The organism is Chloroflexota bacterium (assembly GCA_026706485.1).
Lineage (GTDB): Bacteria > Chloroflexota > UBA11872 > UBA11872 > UBA11872 > JAJECS01.
In genome coordinates this window covers 385,893-403,007 of record JAPOYR010000004.1, presented here as the reverse complement: position 1 = coordinate 403,007, position 17,115 = coordinate 385,893, and the positions used below count along the sequence as shown (strand labels likewise).

13 protein-coding genes and 4 tRNA genes are annotated in these 17,115 nt (G+C 67.2%); 10 read left to right on the top strand and 7 right to left on the bottom strand.

Going from position 1 to position 17,115, the window contains the following annotated elements; translation table 11 throughout:
* Positions 1-151 precede the first annotated feature (151 nt).
* From OXG79_04390 to OXG79_04365, 6 genes are all read right to left on the bottom strand, one after another.
* Positions 152-1,000: a hypothetical protein gene (locus OXG79_04390; GenBank protein MCY3783005.1), complete on the bottom strand. Its 849-nt coding sequence runs from the start codon at positions 998-1,000 to the stop codon at positions 152-154.
* Between the two features lie 468 nt (positions 1,001-1,468).
* A complete protein-coding gene (locus tag OXG79_04385) occupies positions 1,469-1,954 on the bottom strand; it encodes an HIT family protein (protein MCY3783004.1) in 486 nt (161 codons plus the stop codon).
* Positions 1,955-1,964: 10 nt separating this feature from the next.
* Positions 1,965-4,760, bottom strand: coding sequence for a formate dehydrogenase subunit alpha (gene fdhF, locus OXG79_04380; GenBank protein MCY3783003.1), 2,796 nt, complete (start codon positions 4,758-4,760; stop codon positions 1,965-1,967).
* A gap of 52 nt (positions 4,761-4,812) precedes the next feature.
* The gene (locus OXG79_04375; GenBank protein ID MCY3783002.1) at positions 4,813-5,055 is read right to left on the bottom strand and encodes a hypothetical protein; all 243 of its coding nucleotides are present in this window, start codon (positions 5,053-5,055) and stop codon (positions 4,813-4,815) included.
* 1 nt (position 5,056) lies between these two features.
* A complete protein-coding gene (locus OXG79_04370) occupies positions 5,057-5,524 on the bottom strand; it encodes a DUF4395 family protein (GenBank protein ID MCY3783001.1) in 468 nt (155 codons plus the stop codon).
* A gap of 4 nt (positions 5,525-5,528) precedes the next feature.
* Complete coding sequence (locus tag OXG79_04365) at positions 5,529-6,092, bottom strand: mechanosensitive ion channel (protein ID MCY3783000.1); 564 nt, start codon at positions 6,090-6,092, stop codon at positions 5,529-5,531.
* 105 nt (positions 6,093-6,197) lie between these two features.
* On the opposite strand from OXG79_04365, the gene OXG79_04360 reads away from it, so the two are divergent.
* Positions 6,198-7,685: a hypothetical protein gene (locus tag OXG79_04360; protein MCY3782999.1), complete on the top strand. Its 1,488-nt coding sequence runs from the start codon at positions 6,198-6,200 to the stop codon at positions 7,683-7,685.
* 122 nt (positions 7,686-7,807) lie between these two features.
* Here the strand turns inward: OXG79_04360 and OXG79_04355 are convergent, their stop codons facing one another.
* Positions 7,808-8,545, bottom strand: a complete 738-nt coding sequence (locus OXG79_04355; GenBank protein MCY3782998.1) for a hypothetical protein — start codon at positions 8,543-8,545, stop codon at positions 7,808-7,810.
* A 131-nt stretch (positions 8,546-8,676) separates the two neighbouring features.
* Between OXG79_04355 and OXG79_04350 the strand changes: the two genes are divergently transcribed.
* The 9 genes from OXG79_04350 to OXG79_04310 all read left to right on the top strand — a co-directional run bounded on the left by OXG79_04350 (position 8,677) and on the right by OXG79_04310 (position 17,112).
* Positions 8,677-8,760, top strand: a tRNA-Tyr gene (locus OXG79_04350).
* 49 nt (positions 8,761-8,809) lie between these two features.
* Positions 8,810-8,886, top strand: a tRNA-Asp gene (locus OXG79_04345).
* A 25-nt stretch (positions 8,887-8,911) separates the two neighbouring features.
* A tRNA-Ile gene (locus tag OXG79_04340) sits at positions 8,912-8,987 on the top strand.
* A 49-nt stretch (positions 8,988-9,036) separates the two neighbouring features.
* Complete coding sequence (locus OXG79_04335; GenBank protein ID MCY3782997.1) at positions 9,037-9,243, top strand: type II toxin-antitoxin system prevent-host-death family antitoxin; 207 nt, start codon at positions 9,037-9,039, stop codon at positions 9,241-9,243.
* A gap of 266 nt (positions 9,244-9,509) precedes the next feature.
* The gene (locus OXG79_04330) at positions 9,510-10,964 is read left to right on the top strand and encodes an SDR family oxidoreductase (protein MCY3782996.1); all 1,455 of its coding nucleotides are present in this window, start codon (positions 9,510-9,512) and stop codon (positions 10,962-10,964) included.
* A 155-nt stretch (positions 10,965-11,119) separates the two neighbouring features.
* On the top strand, positions 11,120-13,054 hold the full coding sequence (locus OXG79_04325) for a purine/pyrimidine permease (protein MCY3782995.1): 1,935 nt from the start codon (positions 11,120-11,122) through the stop codon (positions 13,052-13,054).
* A gap of 793 nt (positions 13,055-13,847) precedes the next feature.
* The gene (locus OXG79_04320) at positions 13,848-14,249 is read left to right on the top strand and encodes a hypothetical protein (protein ID MCY3782994.1); all 402 of its coding nucleotides are present in this window, start codon (positions 13,848-13,850) and stop codon (positions 14,247-14,249) included.
* 39 nt (positions 14,250-14,288) lie between these two features.
* The gene (locus OXG79_04315) at positions 14,289-16,904 is read left to right on the top strand and encodes a hypothetical protein (GenBank protein ID MCY3782993.1); all 2,616 of its coding nucleotides are present in this window, start codon (positions 14,289-14,291) and stop codon (positions 16,902-16,904) included.
* 133 nt (positions 16,905-17,037) lie between these two features.
* Positions 17,038-17,112 (top strand) — tRNA-Met (locus tag OXG79_04310).
* The last annotated feature ends 3 nt before the right edge of the window (positions 17,113-17,115 follow it).

The following is a 17,115-nucleotide window of genomic DNA, read 5'->3' as shown; positions in this document are numbered from 1 at the left end:
CTTAGGTGCAACGATACCACCAAAACGGGAGTGGGATACAACATATAGGCGGGGCTATGGGACTTTCCCCATATCCAGTAGCCGCACGTCGACGATACGGCCCTGATGATCGCGGCCCCTATTTTGCGGAGCTAGCGTCGACGTCCGTTGGCTAGGCCACCACGACCAAATGCGGCGGCGCCCAGATGCGCCAGCCGGCCGGCGTTGGGTCGAGGCCGTAGATCTGACGCGGAGTCATCACGGGGGTATCCGAAAAGCGGGGCGCGTGCGGGTTGTGCTGGAAGATCTTGATGCCGCGCCACTCGAGCTGCGGGTAGGCCGTGGGGTCGGTGATGGCGTTGTATTTGTGGACCTTGGCGTTGGGCGAGCCAAAGCCGTCGGCGTCGAAGACCAGCTCAACCTCCGGGTAAACCTCAATGTTCTGCTTGCCGGGAACCATGGACCAGGAATCCGAGAGGTCGTCGACAAACTGATGCACGATGAGCACCTTCTTGTGCGAAAGGCCCTCCTCGCGCACGTAGGAGGCCAGAAGCGCCTGGACCTCGTTGATGCTATAGGCGGAGAGGGTCCCGATCGGATGGCCCGGCATGTCCTGGTCCGGCTGCGTGGCGAACTCGGGATCGAGCGCCACGTGCACGTTGGGATAGGCCAGATAGCCAGCGTCGATCATTCGCCGGATGAAATAGGTGGGCGAGAGGCGGCCGATCTGGCTGTCGAGGATCACGGCCATGTCGCGATCCGCCGCCGGCTTGATGTAGTCCTCGATCAGATCCACGCCCGACGCGTCGAGGAAGATCATGCAGGAGTCATCGTCGCTATGGCACGGGCGCGCCAGCCCGTAGATCAGATGCGGCGCCACCTTGACGGGCGCGTCAGCAAGATCCGACATGGCGCTGATCCAGGGCGCAACGCCGCGTTCCAGCTCATCGAACGAGTTGAGCGCTCCGAGCATTCCGAGGATCGGAGCCACGCCGAAACTGCGGCCGTAGACCGTGAGCATCGGCTGCGCCTGCAAGACCGACTGCGGTTCGGATGGTGTGGGCGGTCGCTCCAACCACGGTTCGCACTCGGTTGGAGCAAGGTTGGCGATATCGCAAATGATTTCGATGATCGACCGGCGGCCGGAATTTCCGCGCTCTGCGCCCGGCGGCGAGGCGCCTGGTGCGCCGTGGGCTTCGGTCGGACCCGACGCAGCGGCCAACCCTCCCCCAAGTACTCCTGCCGCGCCTCCCGACAGCAGCCCCAGGCCGCGCCTGAGGAACGAACGACGGTCGTGCATTCCTCAACCCTGATCGTACCAAATATTTCTTTATGCACACACAACATTTGGTGAAAATCCTTCATATCACCCCATATATAGTAGAAAAGCACTCATGTCATTCGGTATCAATGTCATATCTCTCACGACAACAAACGCAGTCACGCGGTCGCGGACCGGGCTTGCGCGATCGCCCGTGCGGAACCAGTCTCAGGACGAGCCGGGCGAATCGTCGAGGGCGGCGAGGCTGCGGCACAGGAGGGCCGCGTAGCGAGCACGTTCGTCGTCGTCTGCGCGCCCGCCGCGCGATTGGGTCACGCGGTCGCCCGTGTGGCGCGGGATCACGTGGGTGTGCAGGTGCCAGACGTCCTGGCCGCCGGCGGGCTCGTTGTTTTGGCGCACGGTCACGCCATCGCAGGGATAGCCGGTGCGCATGGCGATGGCGACGCGGCGCGCCACCTGGGCAACGCGGCTCGCCAGGTCGTCCGGGAGCGCGTAGAGGTTCTCGTAGTGCGCCCGCGGAATCACGAGCGCGTTGCCGGGGACTTGCGGACTGTCCGGGCTATGGCGCCGCGAGATTTGCACCACGACGTGCGCATCACGCCAGGCAGTGAATTCCGACTCGGCGCCGGCGGCAATGGCGCAGAAGGGGCAGTCGTAGCCGGGTGGGGCGTGTGAAACCGCCAATCGCGGCATGGGCCGGCGCCTAGGCCTGGGCGCTTGCGAGGGACCGCGACCGGCGGCTTGCCTGCGTTTCCAGCACTTCGATCTTGCAGGCGCAGATCTTGTATTCGGGGATCTTGGAAATCGGGTCGAGGGCGTTGATGGTGAGCAAGTTGGCGGCGGCTTCGACAAAGTGCCAACCCATATAGACGGTGCCCGGAGGGACACGGCGGGTGATCCAGGCGCGGGCCTCGAGGCTGCCCCGGCGGCTGCTGACGCGCACCAACCCGCTCTTGGGAATGCCCAGCCGGTCGGCGTCCTCGGGCGACACCTCCACGAGCGGCTCGGGATAGGCGTCGTCAAGCCGCGAGCGGCGGCTGACCGAGCCGGTGTGCCAGTGGTAGAGCACCCGGCCGGTGTTGAAGATGAAGGGATACTCCGCGTCGGGAATCTCGACGTTTTCAGTCCAGTCGACCGTCGTCATGGTGGCTCGGCCGTCACTGGTCGGGAAGCGGTCGCCGAAGAGCCACAGCGCCCCGGGATCGTTGGCGTCGTAGCACGGCCAACGAAGGCCGCCCTCGCGGTCGAGCCGGGCGTGGCTGAGCCCGGCGTGGCTGGGCGTGAGCCGCGCAATCTCATCGAAGATCTCCGCCGGCGTATTCAGGCGAGGGTCATAGCCCATCCGCCGTGAGAGGTCCAAGACGATTTCCCAGTCCTGTCGGGCTTCGCCGGGCGGTTCCAGGATGGATCGGACGCGTTGCACGCGCCGATCGGTGTTGGTGAAGGTGCCGTCCTTCTCGGCCCAGCTCGCGGCGGGCAGCACGACGTCGGCGATCTGCGCCGTCTCGGTCATGAAGATGTCTTGCACGGCCAGAAAGTCGATGTGGTTGAAGTGCTCGCGAGCGGCGTTGAGATCGGGGTCCGACATGAGCGGGTTTTCGCCCATGATGAACATGGCCCGCAGATCTCCGCTCCCCACGGCATCGGCGATTTCCATGGTGGTGAGGCCCTGGGCCGCCGGCAGGGCCACGCCCCAGGCCTTCTCGAAGACGCCGCGAATTCGCGGGTCCTCGACCGAGCGGTAGTCGGTGAGGTACATCGGAATGGCGCCCACGTCGCTGGTGCCTTGGACGTTGTTTTGGCCGCGCAGGGGATTGAGGCCGGTCCCGCGCCGGCCCACGTTGCCGGTGGCCAGGGCAAGGTTGATGAGCGTGAGACAGGCGTCGGTGCCATGCGTCTGCTCGGAGATGCCCACGCCCCAGTAGAACGCCGATTTTCCAGCTTGGCCGATGATGCGGGCGGCCCGCTCGATGTCCGCCGCCGGAATGCCGGTGAGCGCTTCCTGCCGCTCGGGCGTCCAGTCGCGGACCGACTCGGCGACGGCTTCGAAGTTGTTCACGCGCGCGGCGATGAACTCCTCGTCCACAAGTCCGTCGCGGATCACCACATGCAGCAGGGCGTTGTACATGGGTACGTCGGTGCCGGTGCGGAACTGCAGGTGCACGTCGGCCCAGCGGGTGAGCTCAATGGCGCGCGGGTCGGCCACGATGAGCCGGGCCCCTTCGCGCACGGCGGCCTTCATCTTGAGGGCCGTGATGGGGTGAGTTTCCGTGGTGTTCGAGCCGGTGACGAAGATCACGTCGTTTTCGGCGATTTCGTCGAGGGAATTGGTGAAGGCGCTGGTGCCCAGAGCGATGTCGAGCGCGGCCACCGACGAGGCATGGCAGAGCCGGGTGCAGTTGTCGATGTTGTTGGTTTGCAGAGCCGCGCGGGTGAACTTCTGCAGCAGGTAGTTCTCCTCGTTGGTGCACTTGGAGGATGCGTAGACCGCCACCGAGCCGGGTCCATGCGAGTCGCGGTGGTGCGTCAGGCGTCGTGCGGTGAGATCGAGCGCCTCGTCCCACGTCGCACGCCGCCAGCGGCCCTCGCCGCGCGCGCCGACTCGAATGAGGGGATGCGTCAGGCGCTCCTCATGCTGCGCGTAGTCCCAGCCGTAGCGGCCCTTGACGCAGAGCCAGCCCTGGTTCACCGGGTGATCGTCGGGCGAATCCACGTGCGTGATGGCCCCATCGCGGACATGGGCCGTGAGCCCACAGCCGACGCCGCAGAAGGAGCAGGTGGTCTCGACGACGCGGTCGTCGCTGAGCTGGCCGCGCCGCTCGGCTTCCCACTGGGCGCGGCCCTTGAGGGCGCCGCTGGGGCATACCTGGACGCAGTTGCCGCAGTAGACGCAGGTGGTGTCCATCATGCCGTCGTACTCGGCGGTGCCCACGCGGACCTCAAACCCGCGCTCGGCCGGCTCGATGGCGAAGGTGAACTGCACCTGGTCGCCGCAGACGTCCACGCAGCGCCAGCACATGACGCACTTGTTGTAGTCGCGGATGTAGTAGGGGTTGTCGACGTAGATCGGAAACGGCTCGCGCTCGGCGGCGGTGCCGACCGCGAGGCCGTATTCGGCACAGAGGTCCTCCAGCTCCGGCGCTTCGCTCAGGTCGACGCCGCCGAGCAGCAGGCGCAGCGAACCGCGGCGCGACGCGAGCACGTTGTGGCTGCTGGTGAATACGACCTGGCCCGGCTCGGCCTTGGCGCGGCAGGACGGCAACAGCTTGGACGCCTGGCGGTCAGGGGCGCCGGGCTCGGGTTCGGCGACGGAGCCGTTAGGGCTCAGGGATTGCTCCACCACGCACAGGCGGCAATTGGCCGAGGCCGCCATGTTGGGATGAAAGCAGAGCGTGGGGACCTCGACGCCGGCCGCGGATGCCGCATCCAGCAGCGTCGCGCCGGGCGGTACCGACACGCGTCGCCCGTCAATTGTGAGGCTGATGTCCTCGACCGGCACTGCCAATTCCCCGCACCCCTGTAACAACAGATTACGCCAGGAAAAGCGACGGTCACGGCTTGGGCGTCGGTGGTCCTTCGGGCGGATCTCGAAAGAGGAGCCGGAAAATGTATGCCAGCCAGGCGAGAGACACCAGGATCACCGGCGGTACGAGCACGGCGAGCAGCAGGCCGGTGTCGACAGCCGCCGCGCCGCCGGCGTCGGGCGCGGCGCCCGCGGGGCCGGCGCAGGTGGCCCCCATCAGCATGGTGAGCAGCAGCGCAGCGAGAGCTGCGGACGCCCGCGGCGAGGCCATGCTAGGGCTGCGCCGGTCCGGCCAGTCGCGCCAGCAAATCGGCGAGGCTGCGCAGCGGGCCACGATCGAGCGCCGCGTCGAGCGCCAGCGAGATGATGGCCACACCGACGAGCGCCCAGCCGAGCGGATGCATGCCCGCAACCACGAACATCACGCCAGCGAGGGCCACGGTGCCGGTCATGGCGTCGGCGCGATCGAACGCCGCTCGAGGCTCGGGCGCGCGTTGGCGCCGCGCGGGCGCGATGAGCCATCGGTGCAGGGCGCGCGGCAGGCTGAGGCAGCAATTCACCGATCCGGCGAGCTGCACGAGCACGCCGATGATGATGATCCACGGCGCGACCGCGGTGCTCGCCACGAATATGCCCAGCGCATACCAGGTCGCCAGCACGCCCTGGTGAAAGCGGCGCTCGGCCCGGTCGCCGGTCGAGACGTTGCCGGGCGCCTCGGGCGGCCGTCCTTCGGGATTCAAGTCGTCATTCGTTCTGCTCGGCGTCGTCCATCTCCTCCGCCGGCCCGTGCAGCGTCACGGGCTGTGCCATGAAGTCGACGCTGGCCAGCAGCACACGGCGGCCGTCGGGCAGGCGCAGGCGAACCGACCGGGGCCCTACTTCTTCCACAAACCCGCGAAAGCCGCGGATCTCGATCTCGGCTCCCACGCCGATCCGGCGCTCGGCCGAGACGATAACGCCCGAAATCAGGTTTCGCGCGATGTCCTGGGTGCCGAAGGCGATGCCGACCGACAATCCGCCAATGATCGCCAGCAGCACGTTGAGATTGAAGCCCACGGACGTGAGGGCGACGTAGATCCCAACCAGCACCACCAGCCAGGTCGTAAGGCGTACGATCCACGCCGAGGCCCGTTCGTCCATGTTGAGCCGCTCGCTCAAGTTGCGCCGCAGGAGCCGCCGCAACGGCAGCAGCGCAATCATGGTGATCGCGAGGATGACTACGATTTGGATGATGCCGAGCGGCGTCAGGATCTTTCCGTCGATCTCCGTGATCGGCGCGTTGAGCACGTCCAAGGTTTGCTGCCACATGTCCACGAGCGATTTCCCCCACGCTTGGTGTCCCGGTAACCGCTTCGAATGGTAGCCGCTGCCGGACGCCGGATAGGGCACGGAGGACCACCGATCCTAGCGGCTTTGGCGTCGGGCGCCCTCTTTGCGGCGAGCTTTCCACCGCTGTCGTGGACAGCCCTGGGTTTCGTTGCCTGGGTACCGCTGATGCTCGCCGTCCACGCGCCGGGTCGTTCGAATGCGGCGGCGCGGGTGCTGGCGGGACTCGGCTGCGGCACGCTCTTCGGTCTTCTGGCCCTGAGCATCGATCCGCCGGAGGTGATCACGGGCGCGGCGTGGGTTGGAGTGAGCGCGGCGGTGGCGGCGGCGTTCGGTCTCCTAGCGGGATTGCTAGCCGTACCGGTGCTGACGCCGCGCCTGCACGCGGCGCTGCGGGGGTGGGGCATCGTGTGGCTGCCGGCGCTGGTGTGGGCAGGCGTCGAGTACCTGCGGCTGGTGACGACGGCCGGCCACCAATGGGGCATGACCGCCACCGCGCAGATCGACGTCGCGCCGCTGCGGGCGTTCCTGCCGCTGGCCGGCATGTGGCCGGTCGCGATCATCGCGATGGCCACCAACGGCGCCATCGCGGCGCTGATCCTGGCGGCGCGGGGACGATGGACCGGATCGCGTCGGGCGCTGGGCTGGACCGTGGGCGCGGTGGCCGGTGCCTGGATCCTGGGCGGGATCCTGGCACTGCTGCCGCCGCCCGAATCAACCGGCACGCTGCGCGCGGCCCTGGTGCAACCGGGCGAGCACGTGCCGGACCATCCACTCACGCGGCCACTGATCATCCGCCGACAATACGCCGAGCTCACCGAGGTCATCACGGCGCTACACGGGCCACCGACCGTCGCGGCGCAGGGTGCGCAACTGGTGGTATGGCCCGAGGCCTCGGGCTGGGTGGATCCCCAGACGCCGACCGGGCAGACGCTGGCGCAGCAGGTGGCCGACGTGGCGGCGCGGTCGGGCACGACGATCGTGTGGCCCTATTTCATTCGCATTGACTGGGACCACACGCGCAACGAAGCCGTGCTGGTCTATCCGGATGGCCGGCTGTCGGCGCCCTCGACCAAGGCGCATCCGGTGTGGGTGATCGGCGAGCGCAGCATTACCGAAGGGCTGCATCCGGTCTACGAAGTCGACGGAGTGGCCGTGGGATTGGCCCTGGGGCCCGACGGTAGCTACACCGACGCCCTGGCGCGACTGGCCCGCGACGGCGCCCAGGTGGTGGCGGTGCCGACGCACGACTGGGCGGCCTATGCCGGCACGCAGCTGGCGCACCTGCGGGTGCGGGCGGCCGAGCACCGGCTGGCGATCGTCAAGGCCGACTGGCGCTACGGGTCGGCCATCGTTTCACCGGATGGGCGCGTCGTCGCCGCGACGCCGCTCGCCTCCCAACTGGAGACCATGCTCGCCGCCGACGTGGCGGTGACGACGCCGGGCTCGCCCTATAGCGTCAGCGGGGACTGGTTGGGGGTGGTGAGCCTCGTAGTGGCCGTGGGGGCGACCGGAGCCTCGATGGTGACGGGGCGCGTCGGTGGCCGACCGCCATCCTCTCGTTTCCCCGGCTAGGTGACGTCTGCCGAGTCCAGCCGGGTTTGGGGATGACCGGGCGCATCCTTTCCGCCCCCAGGTTCAATGTGGGGTGGATTCCCGCCTTCGCGGGAATGACGGAGGGGTTGCGGCTAGGTTTCCTAGCGGCGCGCGGGGATGGCGCCGGCGCCGCCGGAGAAGGCGCTGAGCGCGACGGCCGCCAGGATCACGGTGACCACCACCGGGTGCCAGCCGAGCGATTCGAGCGTGGCGGTGTAGACGGCGGCCGCGTGCAGCAGCCCGGCGCTCATCAGATACACGCCCAGGCGATCGGTCAGCCAGCCCTTGGCGAGCAGATAGGCCGTGCCCAGGTGGAGGCCGATCCAGAGCCACTGCTGGACGATCGGATAGACCAGGTCGCCGTCCACGGGGAGCTGTTGGATTTCGGGGGAGAGTGAGGCGTTGGCGCCAAACAGGGCGAAGCCGAGGGCGGGGGCCGCGGCGGCGGTGGTCACCGGGCGCGGCTCGCGCGGATAGGCCATGGCAAAGAGCACCAGCAGCAGGAGGATGAGCTTGACCATCTCCTGGACGTAGCCGGCGATCAGGGCTTCGACGACGCCGGTGAGCGGTCGAGCGTCGGCAATGCGGGCGGGGTCGATGTTTTGCGTGATGAGGTCCATGACGGCGGTCGTGGGCTCGCCACGCACCCACACCTGGGCGACGGCGTAGACGGCGGCTCCGGCAACGAATCCGAACCAGGCCGCGGGGCGGTCCGGCATCAGCGGCGGCCCGAGCCGGGACCAGAAGAGACCAAAGGCCAGCACGGCGACCACGGCCACGGGGTGAGGCAGGAAGAAATAGGGCGCGAGCACGGCTTGCTGCTCGGTGAGCCACTCCATGCGGCTAGCTAGCGAAGGCGGGCGGGCGCCCGTTGCTTGGTACCATGGCGGCGATTGGCGGGTGCGGCGGCTGAAGGGTTGTCGTGCCCGCGCGACTGTTTACAACGCAAGCGAACGGGTGCGCCTTTCGCGGGTCGGTGGGTGAGCGGCTAATACCACCGGACTGTAAATCCGGCGCCTTTACGGCTACGTAGGTTCGAATCCTACCCGGCCCACCGCCACCGTGGCGTCGGATACCATGGTGGGCGGCGCGCCCGCAACGCTGGTCCCGTGGTGCAGTGGCCTAGCATATCTCCCTGTCAAGGAGAAGATCGCCGGTTCGAATCCGGTCGGGACCGCCAGACACCCCCGTTGCGGGCCTGCCATGGGCCCATAGCTCAGCGGTCAGAGCAGCCGGCTCATAACCGGCCAGTCCCTGGTTCGAATCCAGGTGGGCCCACCAGCTTGATCAAGTCGAGAGGCTTTGCATTGATGATCGTCGACGGGCTGCCATGAAAGAGATCGAGGCCGCGAAGTTCAAGGAGCATTGCCTGGCGATGTTGGATGAGCTCGACTCTGGCGGCTTGATCGTCACCAAGCGAGGTAAGCCGGTGGCCCGCGTGCTTCCCTACGAGGGCGGCGACGCGGATCTGATCGGCAGCCTGCGGCACAAGATCGCGGTGCGGGGCGACCTGATGACGACCGGGAGTTGGCGCTAGGCCTAAGTCGGCTGCTGTTGTGGCCGAGCGGTCCAACTTGGGACGTAGGGCGCCGCTACTCCATCAGTTCGAGAGACCCTTCGACAAGCTCAGGGCGAACGGATGGGGTAGAGCCCACGGCCGTTCCAGAGCTTTTCCAGTTCTTGGCTGCCTGTGAGGACTCTGCCGGTGGTTGCGGAACTATTGGCACGATTCGAGTCCGGCATCGCAGCTAACGTGGGAGTGCGCCAACGAACGGACGCTCCTGGGTAGGGCGGAGGGTGTACGTGAGCCGACCCGAAACGATCCTGGTCACCGGGGCGACGGGGTACATCGGCGGGCGGTTGGTTCCTCGGCTGGTCGGGTCGGGTTGTCGGGTTCGGGTCTTGGTCCGCAGCCGGTCGCGAGTGGCCGCCCGTGCCTGGCAGTCGCAGGTCGAGGTGGCGGTGGGCGACGTGCTGGACGCGCAGGCGTTGTCGGAGGCGCTGGCGGGGGTCGACACGGCCTACTACCTGGTTCACAGCATGTCGAGCGGCGCCGATTTCCATGAACGGGACATGCAGGCCGCTCGCGCCTTTGGTCGGGCCGCGAAGGCCGCGGGCGTCAACCGGATCATCTACCTGGGGGGTCTGGGAGACCCGGCGTCGAGGCTCTCCCACCACCTGCGATCCCGGCAGTCCACGGGCCAAGCGCTGCGGGAAGGCGGCGTGCCGGTCACCGAGTTTCGGGCGGCCGTGATCGTCGGCGCGGGCAGCATCTCCTTCGAGATGATTCGCTACCTGGTTGAGCGGCTGCCGGTGATGATCTGCCCCAGGTGGATCTATTCGCGCATCCAGCCCATTGCCGTCGACGATCTGCTGGAGTACCTGGTATCGGCCCTCGATGCGCCGGAAAGCCAAGGGCAAATCGTCGAGATCGGCGGCAAGGACGCGGTCACCTACCGGGGCATGATGCTGGGCTATGCCCAGGCGCGGGGGCTCAAACGGCTTTTGCTTCCGGTGCCGGTGCTGACGCCCCGCTTGTCCGCTTATTGGGTGCATTGGATCACCCCGATTCATGCGGGGATCAGCTCGGCGCTGATCGAGGGTCTGCACAACGACGTGGTGGTGACCAACGATCTGGCCCGAAGGCTCTTTCCGGACGTGGATCCGATGGAATATGCCGGGGCGATTGCCCGCGTGATCGACGACCTCGACGCAGGCCGGATTGACACGTCGTGGAGCGACGCGCTGGGCACAGCGGAACGGAGCGAGCGTCCGGTTCGGCTGGATTCGCGCCATGGGACTATCGTCGAGCGCCGCCGCATGCGGGTGTCGGCGACGCCGCGAGCGGTGTTCCGGGTGTTTACCGGCATCGGCGGCGCGCGCGGCTGGTATTTCGCCACCTGGGCCTGGCGACTGCGTGGAGCGTTGGACCGCGTGCTGGGCGGCGTCGGTCTGCGGCGGGGTCGGCGGCATCCCGATCACCTGCGCATTGGCGACGCGCTGGATTTCTGGCGCGTCGAGGACCTGCGGACCGACCGCTCGGTGCGCCTGCGCGCGGAGATGAAGCTCCCGGGCCGGGCCTGGCTCCAGTTCGAGACGCGTGAAGCCGAGGACGGCGCGACGCACCTTGAGCAGACGGCGGCGTTCATTCCCAAAGGCTTGCCGGGTTTGGCGTATTGGTATGGCCTGTATCCGCTTCACCGCTGGATCTTTGCTGGACTGGTCAAGGCAATCGCCCGCCGCGCCGAACGGATGTGAATCGCCGGAGCCGATGGGCGCGCGGGGTGCTGGGTGAGTCCCCAGGCTGGATTAAATGAGATTCCGGCCTCCGGCGACCCTTGCACGACCCGGTAGGGACGGGTCTCAGGCCCACCCGACGCCAAGCATCCGGCGCGCGTTCAGATTCAGTGAGGGTGGATTCCCGCCTTCGCGGGAATGACGGAAGCCGGAATGACGGAGGGACTACGCAAACGGTCTGCCTCCGCGGGAATGACGAACCTGAGGCTGCGCACAGCCCGCTCGATCCATCGCCTGACACCGGTTCGTCGTATAGTGCGCCCAGACTTGCCGCGCGGCATGGTTGCGGGGAGGTTGTTCTGGCGGCGGCGACCCAGCAGCACCCACGCTACGAGGCGCACGAGAGTCCGCCGCTGCTGGCCTCGCTCGGGTATACCCTGCAATTCGGTCTGATCGCGTCCGCCGCCCTGCTGGTCACGCCGGTGATCGTGGCCAAAGCGTCGGGACAGAACGACGCCTACTTGGGATGGATGGTCTTCGCCACGCTGGTGGTCGTTGGCGTGGCCACGTTTCTTCAGGTTCGCCGGATTGGATTCGTCGGCGCGGGAGCCTCGCTTCCGCTGTTCACGGCGGCGTTTTCGATCCCCTTTTGCATTACGGCGCTGAAGGACGGGGGACCGGCAACGCTGACCTGGTTGATTCTCGCCTCGGCGGCGTTCCAACTGGTCATTTCCCGGTGGCTCTTCATTTTGCGGCGCATCGTGACGCCGACCATCGGCGGCACGGTGATGATGATTCTCTCCATCACCCTGGCATCGGTGGTGTTTGGATTGCTCGACGACGCCGCCGAAGTCGAACCCGTGGCGGCGCCGCTGACGGCCCTGATCACGCTCATCGTCGTCGCCGCGCTGACCCTGCGCGGTTCGCCGGTCTGGCGGCTGTGGGCGCCGATGATCGGCATCGTGGTCGGTTCGGTGGCTGCCGCGGCGTTCGGTATCTACGACTTCGACCGGGTCACGCAGGCGAGCTGGATAGGGCTGCCAAACGAAGGGCCCCAGCTGGGCTTCGACTTCGGCATCCCCTTCTGGACGCTGCTGCCGGCGTTTCTGTTCCTGGGCGTGATCATCTCCATCCAGGTGAACGGCGAATCCATCTCACTGCAGCGGGTGGCGCGGCGCGAGGACCTGGCCATCGACTTTCGCGAGGTGCAGGGCGCGATGGCCGGCACCGGCGTGTGCAATGTACTTGCCGGCGTCGCCGGCTCGGTGCCCACCATCGTCAGTCCCGGCATCGTGTCCTTCACCCAAGTCACGGGCGTCGCGTCGCGCCGGGTGGGGTACTTGATCGGCGGCCTGTTCATCCTGCTGGCGTTCTTTCCCAAGGTGTCGGGGCTGCTGAGCTCGCTGCCCGGACCCGTGATGGCGGGCTACCTGATCCTGGTGACCGGAACGCTGTTCGTGGACGGCGCGCGCACGGTGATCCAGACTGAGCAGAACCGCCAACGGCTGACCATTGCCGGCCTCTCGTTCTGGATCGGCGCGGCGTTTCAGTTCGGGCTGTTCAGCTTGCCGGACCTTGGCACGGTGTGGGGCACGCTGCTCAAGAGCGGCGTGACGACCGGGGGGTTCGCCGTGGTGGCGATGATCCTGTTCATGGAACTGACGAGCCATCGCCGGATGCGATTCGAGTCGAGGCTCCACATCGAAGTGCTTCCCGAGCTCTCGGCGTTCGTGACCAAGTTCGCCGACCGCCGCGGCTGGGACACCGCGATGAAGGACCGCTTGAACGCAGTGGCGGAAGAGACGCTGCTGACGCTGGCGCCGATGAAACTCAGTCTCGACGACGACGATGAAGACGATGACGACGGACGTCGCCTGGTCGTGGTGGCCTCGAGCGAGGGTCCGGTGGCGGACCTGGAGTTCATCGGCGGCGGCAGCGAGGAAAACCTGGAGGACCGCGTGCGCCAGCTCCAGCAGCACGACTCGGAGATCGTGGCCGAGAGCGAGCTCTCGCTACAGCTGCTGCGGCACTACGCCACGTCGGTGAACCACCAGCAGTTTCACGGCACGGACATCATCACGGTGCGCGTGGACCCGCCCGAGGCGGGGTAGGCCCTGACCGCGCGCCTGCGAGTCGCCTGACGGTAGCGGAACCTCTGGCGAGACTTGCGGTTAGCACACACGAACGTCCCGGACGAGTCTCCGCTGGCTGACGCCAAGCCGCGCTCGCAGCGGATGCGCTAGGCGTTCGAAGGGCGACGCCGCGCAGTCACGGCCATGGGGTCCGGCAGGAGTCCGGGCGCGACTGCCAAATGCGGCGCGCGGGCTGCGGCACCTGCCGACCCACCAGTCAGCGGTGTCGCACACCTCAGTGGTGAGTACATCTCGGTCCTCATGCGAACTGAACTTCAGTCGTTCCATTCGCTCGGCTCGCAGACGCTCGGTCGCCCGGAGACTCATGCCTGCGGCCTGCTCGCCATGAACTAACACTCACACATCAGGAGTACTGCAGATCGTTTCACATTAATCCACGCATATTGCCCCATTGACGCGTTACGAGTCTCTTAACCTAGTTCGCTAGTGTCGTGAATTTCATGTACTGATCCCAACATATTGCTATCTCCATTCAATGAGAAAGTGCGATCCAGATGATGTTGAATCTATAATTTGATTGTTGTAAGTTTCGTAAATTGATCCGAACATATCGCTATCTCCCTTCAATGAGAGGTTGCGTCCCGGGTGAGGTTGCGCCGAGTGTCGTGTCACGGCGCGCACGTCCAGTTGGGCCTTCCCGACCGCAAGTCGCGCTACGGCGTGAGTCACCGCTCCCCGTCCTGGACTCGGGTCCAACTAGGTAGCCGTCTGTAGCTCTCAGCTTGGCCGTTACCGCTCGTCGCATGACTCCATGAGCCTGGATCCAACCGCATCCCCCTGGCCCGGGGTGATCGCGTCCGTGGCGGTCTGCCTGTGGATCGCCGCCATCGGGGCGCTCATCGCCTACGCCGTCTTCCGGGACCGGCCGCGCCTGGTCTGGCCGTTCTACGCGCCGATTGTCGGCGTGGCGGTGGTGCTGCTGTTCACCAATCTCTCGGCGTATGCCATACCGGGCGCACCCTCGGCCTGGTTCGGGCTGGTCTTCCCATCCGCGGTGGCCCTCGTCGCCGCCCGACGCGTCAGCGCGCCAGGGGAGCGACCTCGCGGGGCCACGGCTGCGTTGCTGGCCGTGCTCGTAGTGGCCATCGGCGTGTTCGCCCTCGCCTACGCGAACCGGACCCACCAATCGTTTGACGCCCCCGCCTGGCACTAGGCGCTCGCCCACAGTCTTGCCCGCGGGGAGTTCCCGCCGGTGACCCCTTACGGCGTCGATGCCGGGATTGGCTACCACTACGGCGCCGATCTGCTGGCAGGCGCCATCATCAGCACGACGGGCGCCTTGCCCTGGACGGCTTTCGACGCTCTCTCGACGCTCCTGATCGTTGGGCTCGTCCTTGGGGTCGCCGGGCTTGCCTATGACACCGGCACGCCGCTGCTGTTGGCGCTTGGGATTGGCGCCACTATGGGGTTATTTCACGGAGCCACATTTCTCGGCTACCGCCCAGAGTCCTTCGACGGCCTCCCCTTCGATGCGAGCCCTCCCGCGCCTAGCCAGGCGTTCATTTGGATGCACTGGCTCCAGCGGCCGCTGGCCGTTGGTCTCGTCGTTCTCATCGCCGCGGCGCTTCATGCGGGAAGCGCGCGCCGGCACATGCTGCTGCTGGCTGTAGCTGCGGGGGTCTTGGCGCTGGGTGACGCCGCGGTCATGATCTTTACCTGCCTGGCGCTGGCGCTGGTGGGCGCCGGGCGCCTCATCTGGCTGCGCGGCCGCGAACGAATCGATCTTGCCGCGGCCCTGCTTGGGAGCGCGCTGCTCGTCGCGCTGGCTGGCGGCCCGGTTTCCGATGTGATCTTCGACCGCGGCGGTACCGCTGGACTGGTGCGCGTGGCCTGGGAGCGGTCCGCTGGTCATCTGCTCCTCTTCGAGCGGGCCGGGCCTGCCATCGTGCAGGTGGGGATCATCCCGCTCGTTGCGGTCGGCGCGTTCGCGGCCTGGCGGAAGCGAAGCGCGGGCCTGGCCTTGCTGGCAGCGGCCGGCGCCTTCGGGCTGTTGGAAGCCGAGGTGGTGCAGTCGCAATTCAAGTGGCACGACGCGCGCATCTATTGGCTGGCCGTGGCCGTTGCCACCATCGGCGCTTTGGCGGCCTTGGGCGCCGCGACGGGCGCGCTGGAAGGACGAGGGCGCCAATTCGTCGCCTCGGCGCTCATCGGCTTCGTCATCCTGGTGCCGATGGGCCTGCCGCGCGCAGTCTCGGGCGTCCGTCTGGCGCTGAACGATGTCGAGCTCAGGGATCCAGCCGCGGACGACTCGGGACATCACTATCGGGATCGCGCTTACTTCGGCGAGCACCTCGAGGCGAATTGGGAGTTCTACGCCTGGCTGCAGGATTCCCTGCCTACGGAGGCGCGCCTGCTCACCTCCATTGAGCATGCGCCGGTCAGCGCGTCGGCCGCGGGCATTGCGTCGCCTCTGTCCCACCGCGACTATCAGATGTTCCTCTTCGGCTACACCACCTGGCCCTACGAAGACGCGCTTCGCTTCCTGAATCGCGACGATCTCGCGGACCTTGGCATCACGCACCTGCACCTGACCGACGCCATGGCCGCAAACCTCGATCCATCCGCCAGTCGGCTGCTCGACGATCCGGCGCACTTCCGGCTGCTATCCGAGACCGCCACAAGCTCAGGCGCGCGACACCGGGTCTTCGAGGTTGTTCGCGGCGCCGGCACACCCCAGGTCGCGGCGTCGAGCTATCGCACCCTGCGCAGCCGCGTGCCGCCGAACGCGCCCGTCACCACGCTGGGATCGATGTCGCATGCGCAGGGGTTGATCGTGATGAGCGCATTCCCCGACCACGATACGCTGCAATCCTCGATTCCCTTGCGTTTCGAGCGCGCAACTCGGGTACCCCAGGTTGTGACGCTGACCGATCGGCCGGACACCGGCGTGGTCCTTCTGCGTGAGCCGCTGGAGCCGACCGCGCTGGGCGTGTCGCGCAGCGAGGCGATTTGGAGAGGTCATGGGCTGCGGGCCTACGACCTTGCGGCGGCGTGGTCGTCCGTGTGGCGCATCGGGTCCGACCGCGCGGGACTGCCGGGGCCGCAGCGCACCATCTGCGAGTCGGCTGGCGGGGAGGTCGATCTGCACCTGCTGGGCGAGCCCGGATCCACCGTGACGACCGGCACCGTAGACGCGACGCTCACCGGCCTGCCGCAGGTCGTGCAGCTCACGGTTCCCGACTGCGGGGCACTCGCCCTGAGCGCCGACTCGGCGATTCCCCCATTTGTCCAGATCCGGCCGCGTCACGCGGGCACGGCGGTGGTCGTGGATGCGCCCATCGCCGGCCTTGGCTTCGACGGCAGCGTGGACGGCGAGCGCGCGGTGCTCAACTTCTGGTACCGCAACCCGGAGGACATCGCCTTCACGACAGGCACCGAGTTTCGCCTCTACGAAGCCAGTCCGCTCGGGGTGGACCTGCAGCCGGACAATCCGAACCCGCGGACTGCGTCGCTGCGGTGGTGGCCGGGTCCCGTCGCGCTGCGGGCGCCCGAGCAGATCGCCCGTATCGAATTCGACGCGCGGCGACTCGAGATCAACGGCGATGCGGGCGGCGGCGCGGCGTCCAGCCTCACGCCGGGGAAAACCTACCTGCTGACGCTCAACGTGGCGGGCACGGACCCGAACTACGGCTTGGTGGAGATCCAGCAGGTCGTACCGTTAGCGCGCGTGGTGGTGGGAGAGTCCGGGGTGGCCTACGAGGTGCTGTCCGGCATCGCGACCATCGAGCACCATGCGCCCGGCTCGATTTACCAGCGGACGGGCTACGACGGTGGACTCGCCAAGGGGGCGGCTCCGACGCCGCGCTGAGTGGGCGGCTTCCCGCCATCGAAGGGCGTTCGATCTCCCAGGCTGCGCGATGGTGGCCAGGAGTCACGAAGCTTCCCCGCAGGGCTGCCGTGGTACCGTTCAAGCCCAGCCCAACGCCTGTGGCGCGGGGCGCGGCGGAGTAGCTCAGAGGTAGAGCAGGGGACTCATAAGCCCTTGGCCGCAGGTTCGATTCCTGCCTCCGCTACCAGCC

Bases quoted from the DNA above. Each gene is read 5' to 3' on its own strand.
- OXG79_04390 (MCY3783005.1), bottom strand. From the start codon at position 1,000: ATGCTCACGGTCTACGGCCGCAGTTTCGGCGTGGCTCCGATCCTCGGA.
- OXG79_04385 (MCY3783004.1), bottom strand. From the start codon at position 1,954: ATGCCGCGATTGGCGGTTTCACACGCCCCACCCGGCTACGACTGCCCC.
- OXG79_04375 (MCY3783002.1), bottom strand. From the start codon at position 5,055: ATGGCCTCGCCGCGGGCGTCCGCAGCTCTCGCTGCGCTGCTGCTCACC.
- OXG79_04365 (MCY3783000.1), bottom strand. From the start codon at position 6,092: ATGTGGCAGCAAACCTTGGACGTGCTCAACGCGCCGATCACGGAGATC.
- OXG79_04355 (MCY3782998.1), bottom strand. From the start codon at position 8,545: ATGGAGTGGCTCACCGAGCAGCAAGCCGTGCTCGCGCCCTATTTCTTC.
- OXG79_04335 (MCY3782997.1), top strand. From the start codon at position 9,037: ATGAAAGAGATCGAGGCCGCGAAGTTCAAGGAGCATTGCCTGGCGATG.
- OXG79_04320 (MCY3782994.1), top strand. From the start codon at position 13,848: ATGAGCCTGGATCCAACCGCATCCCCCTGGCCCGGGGTGATCGCGTCC.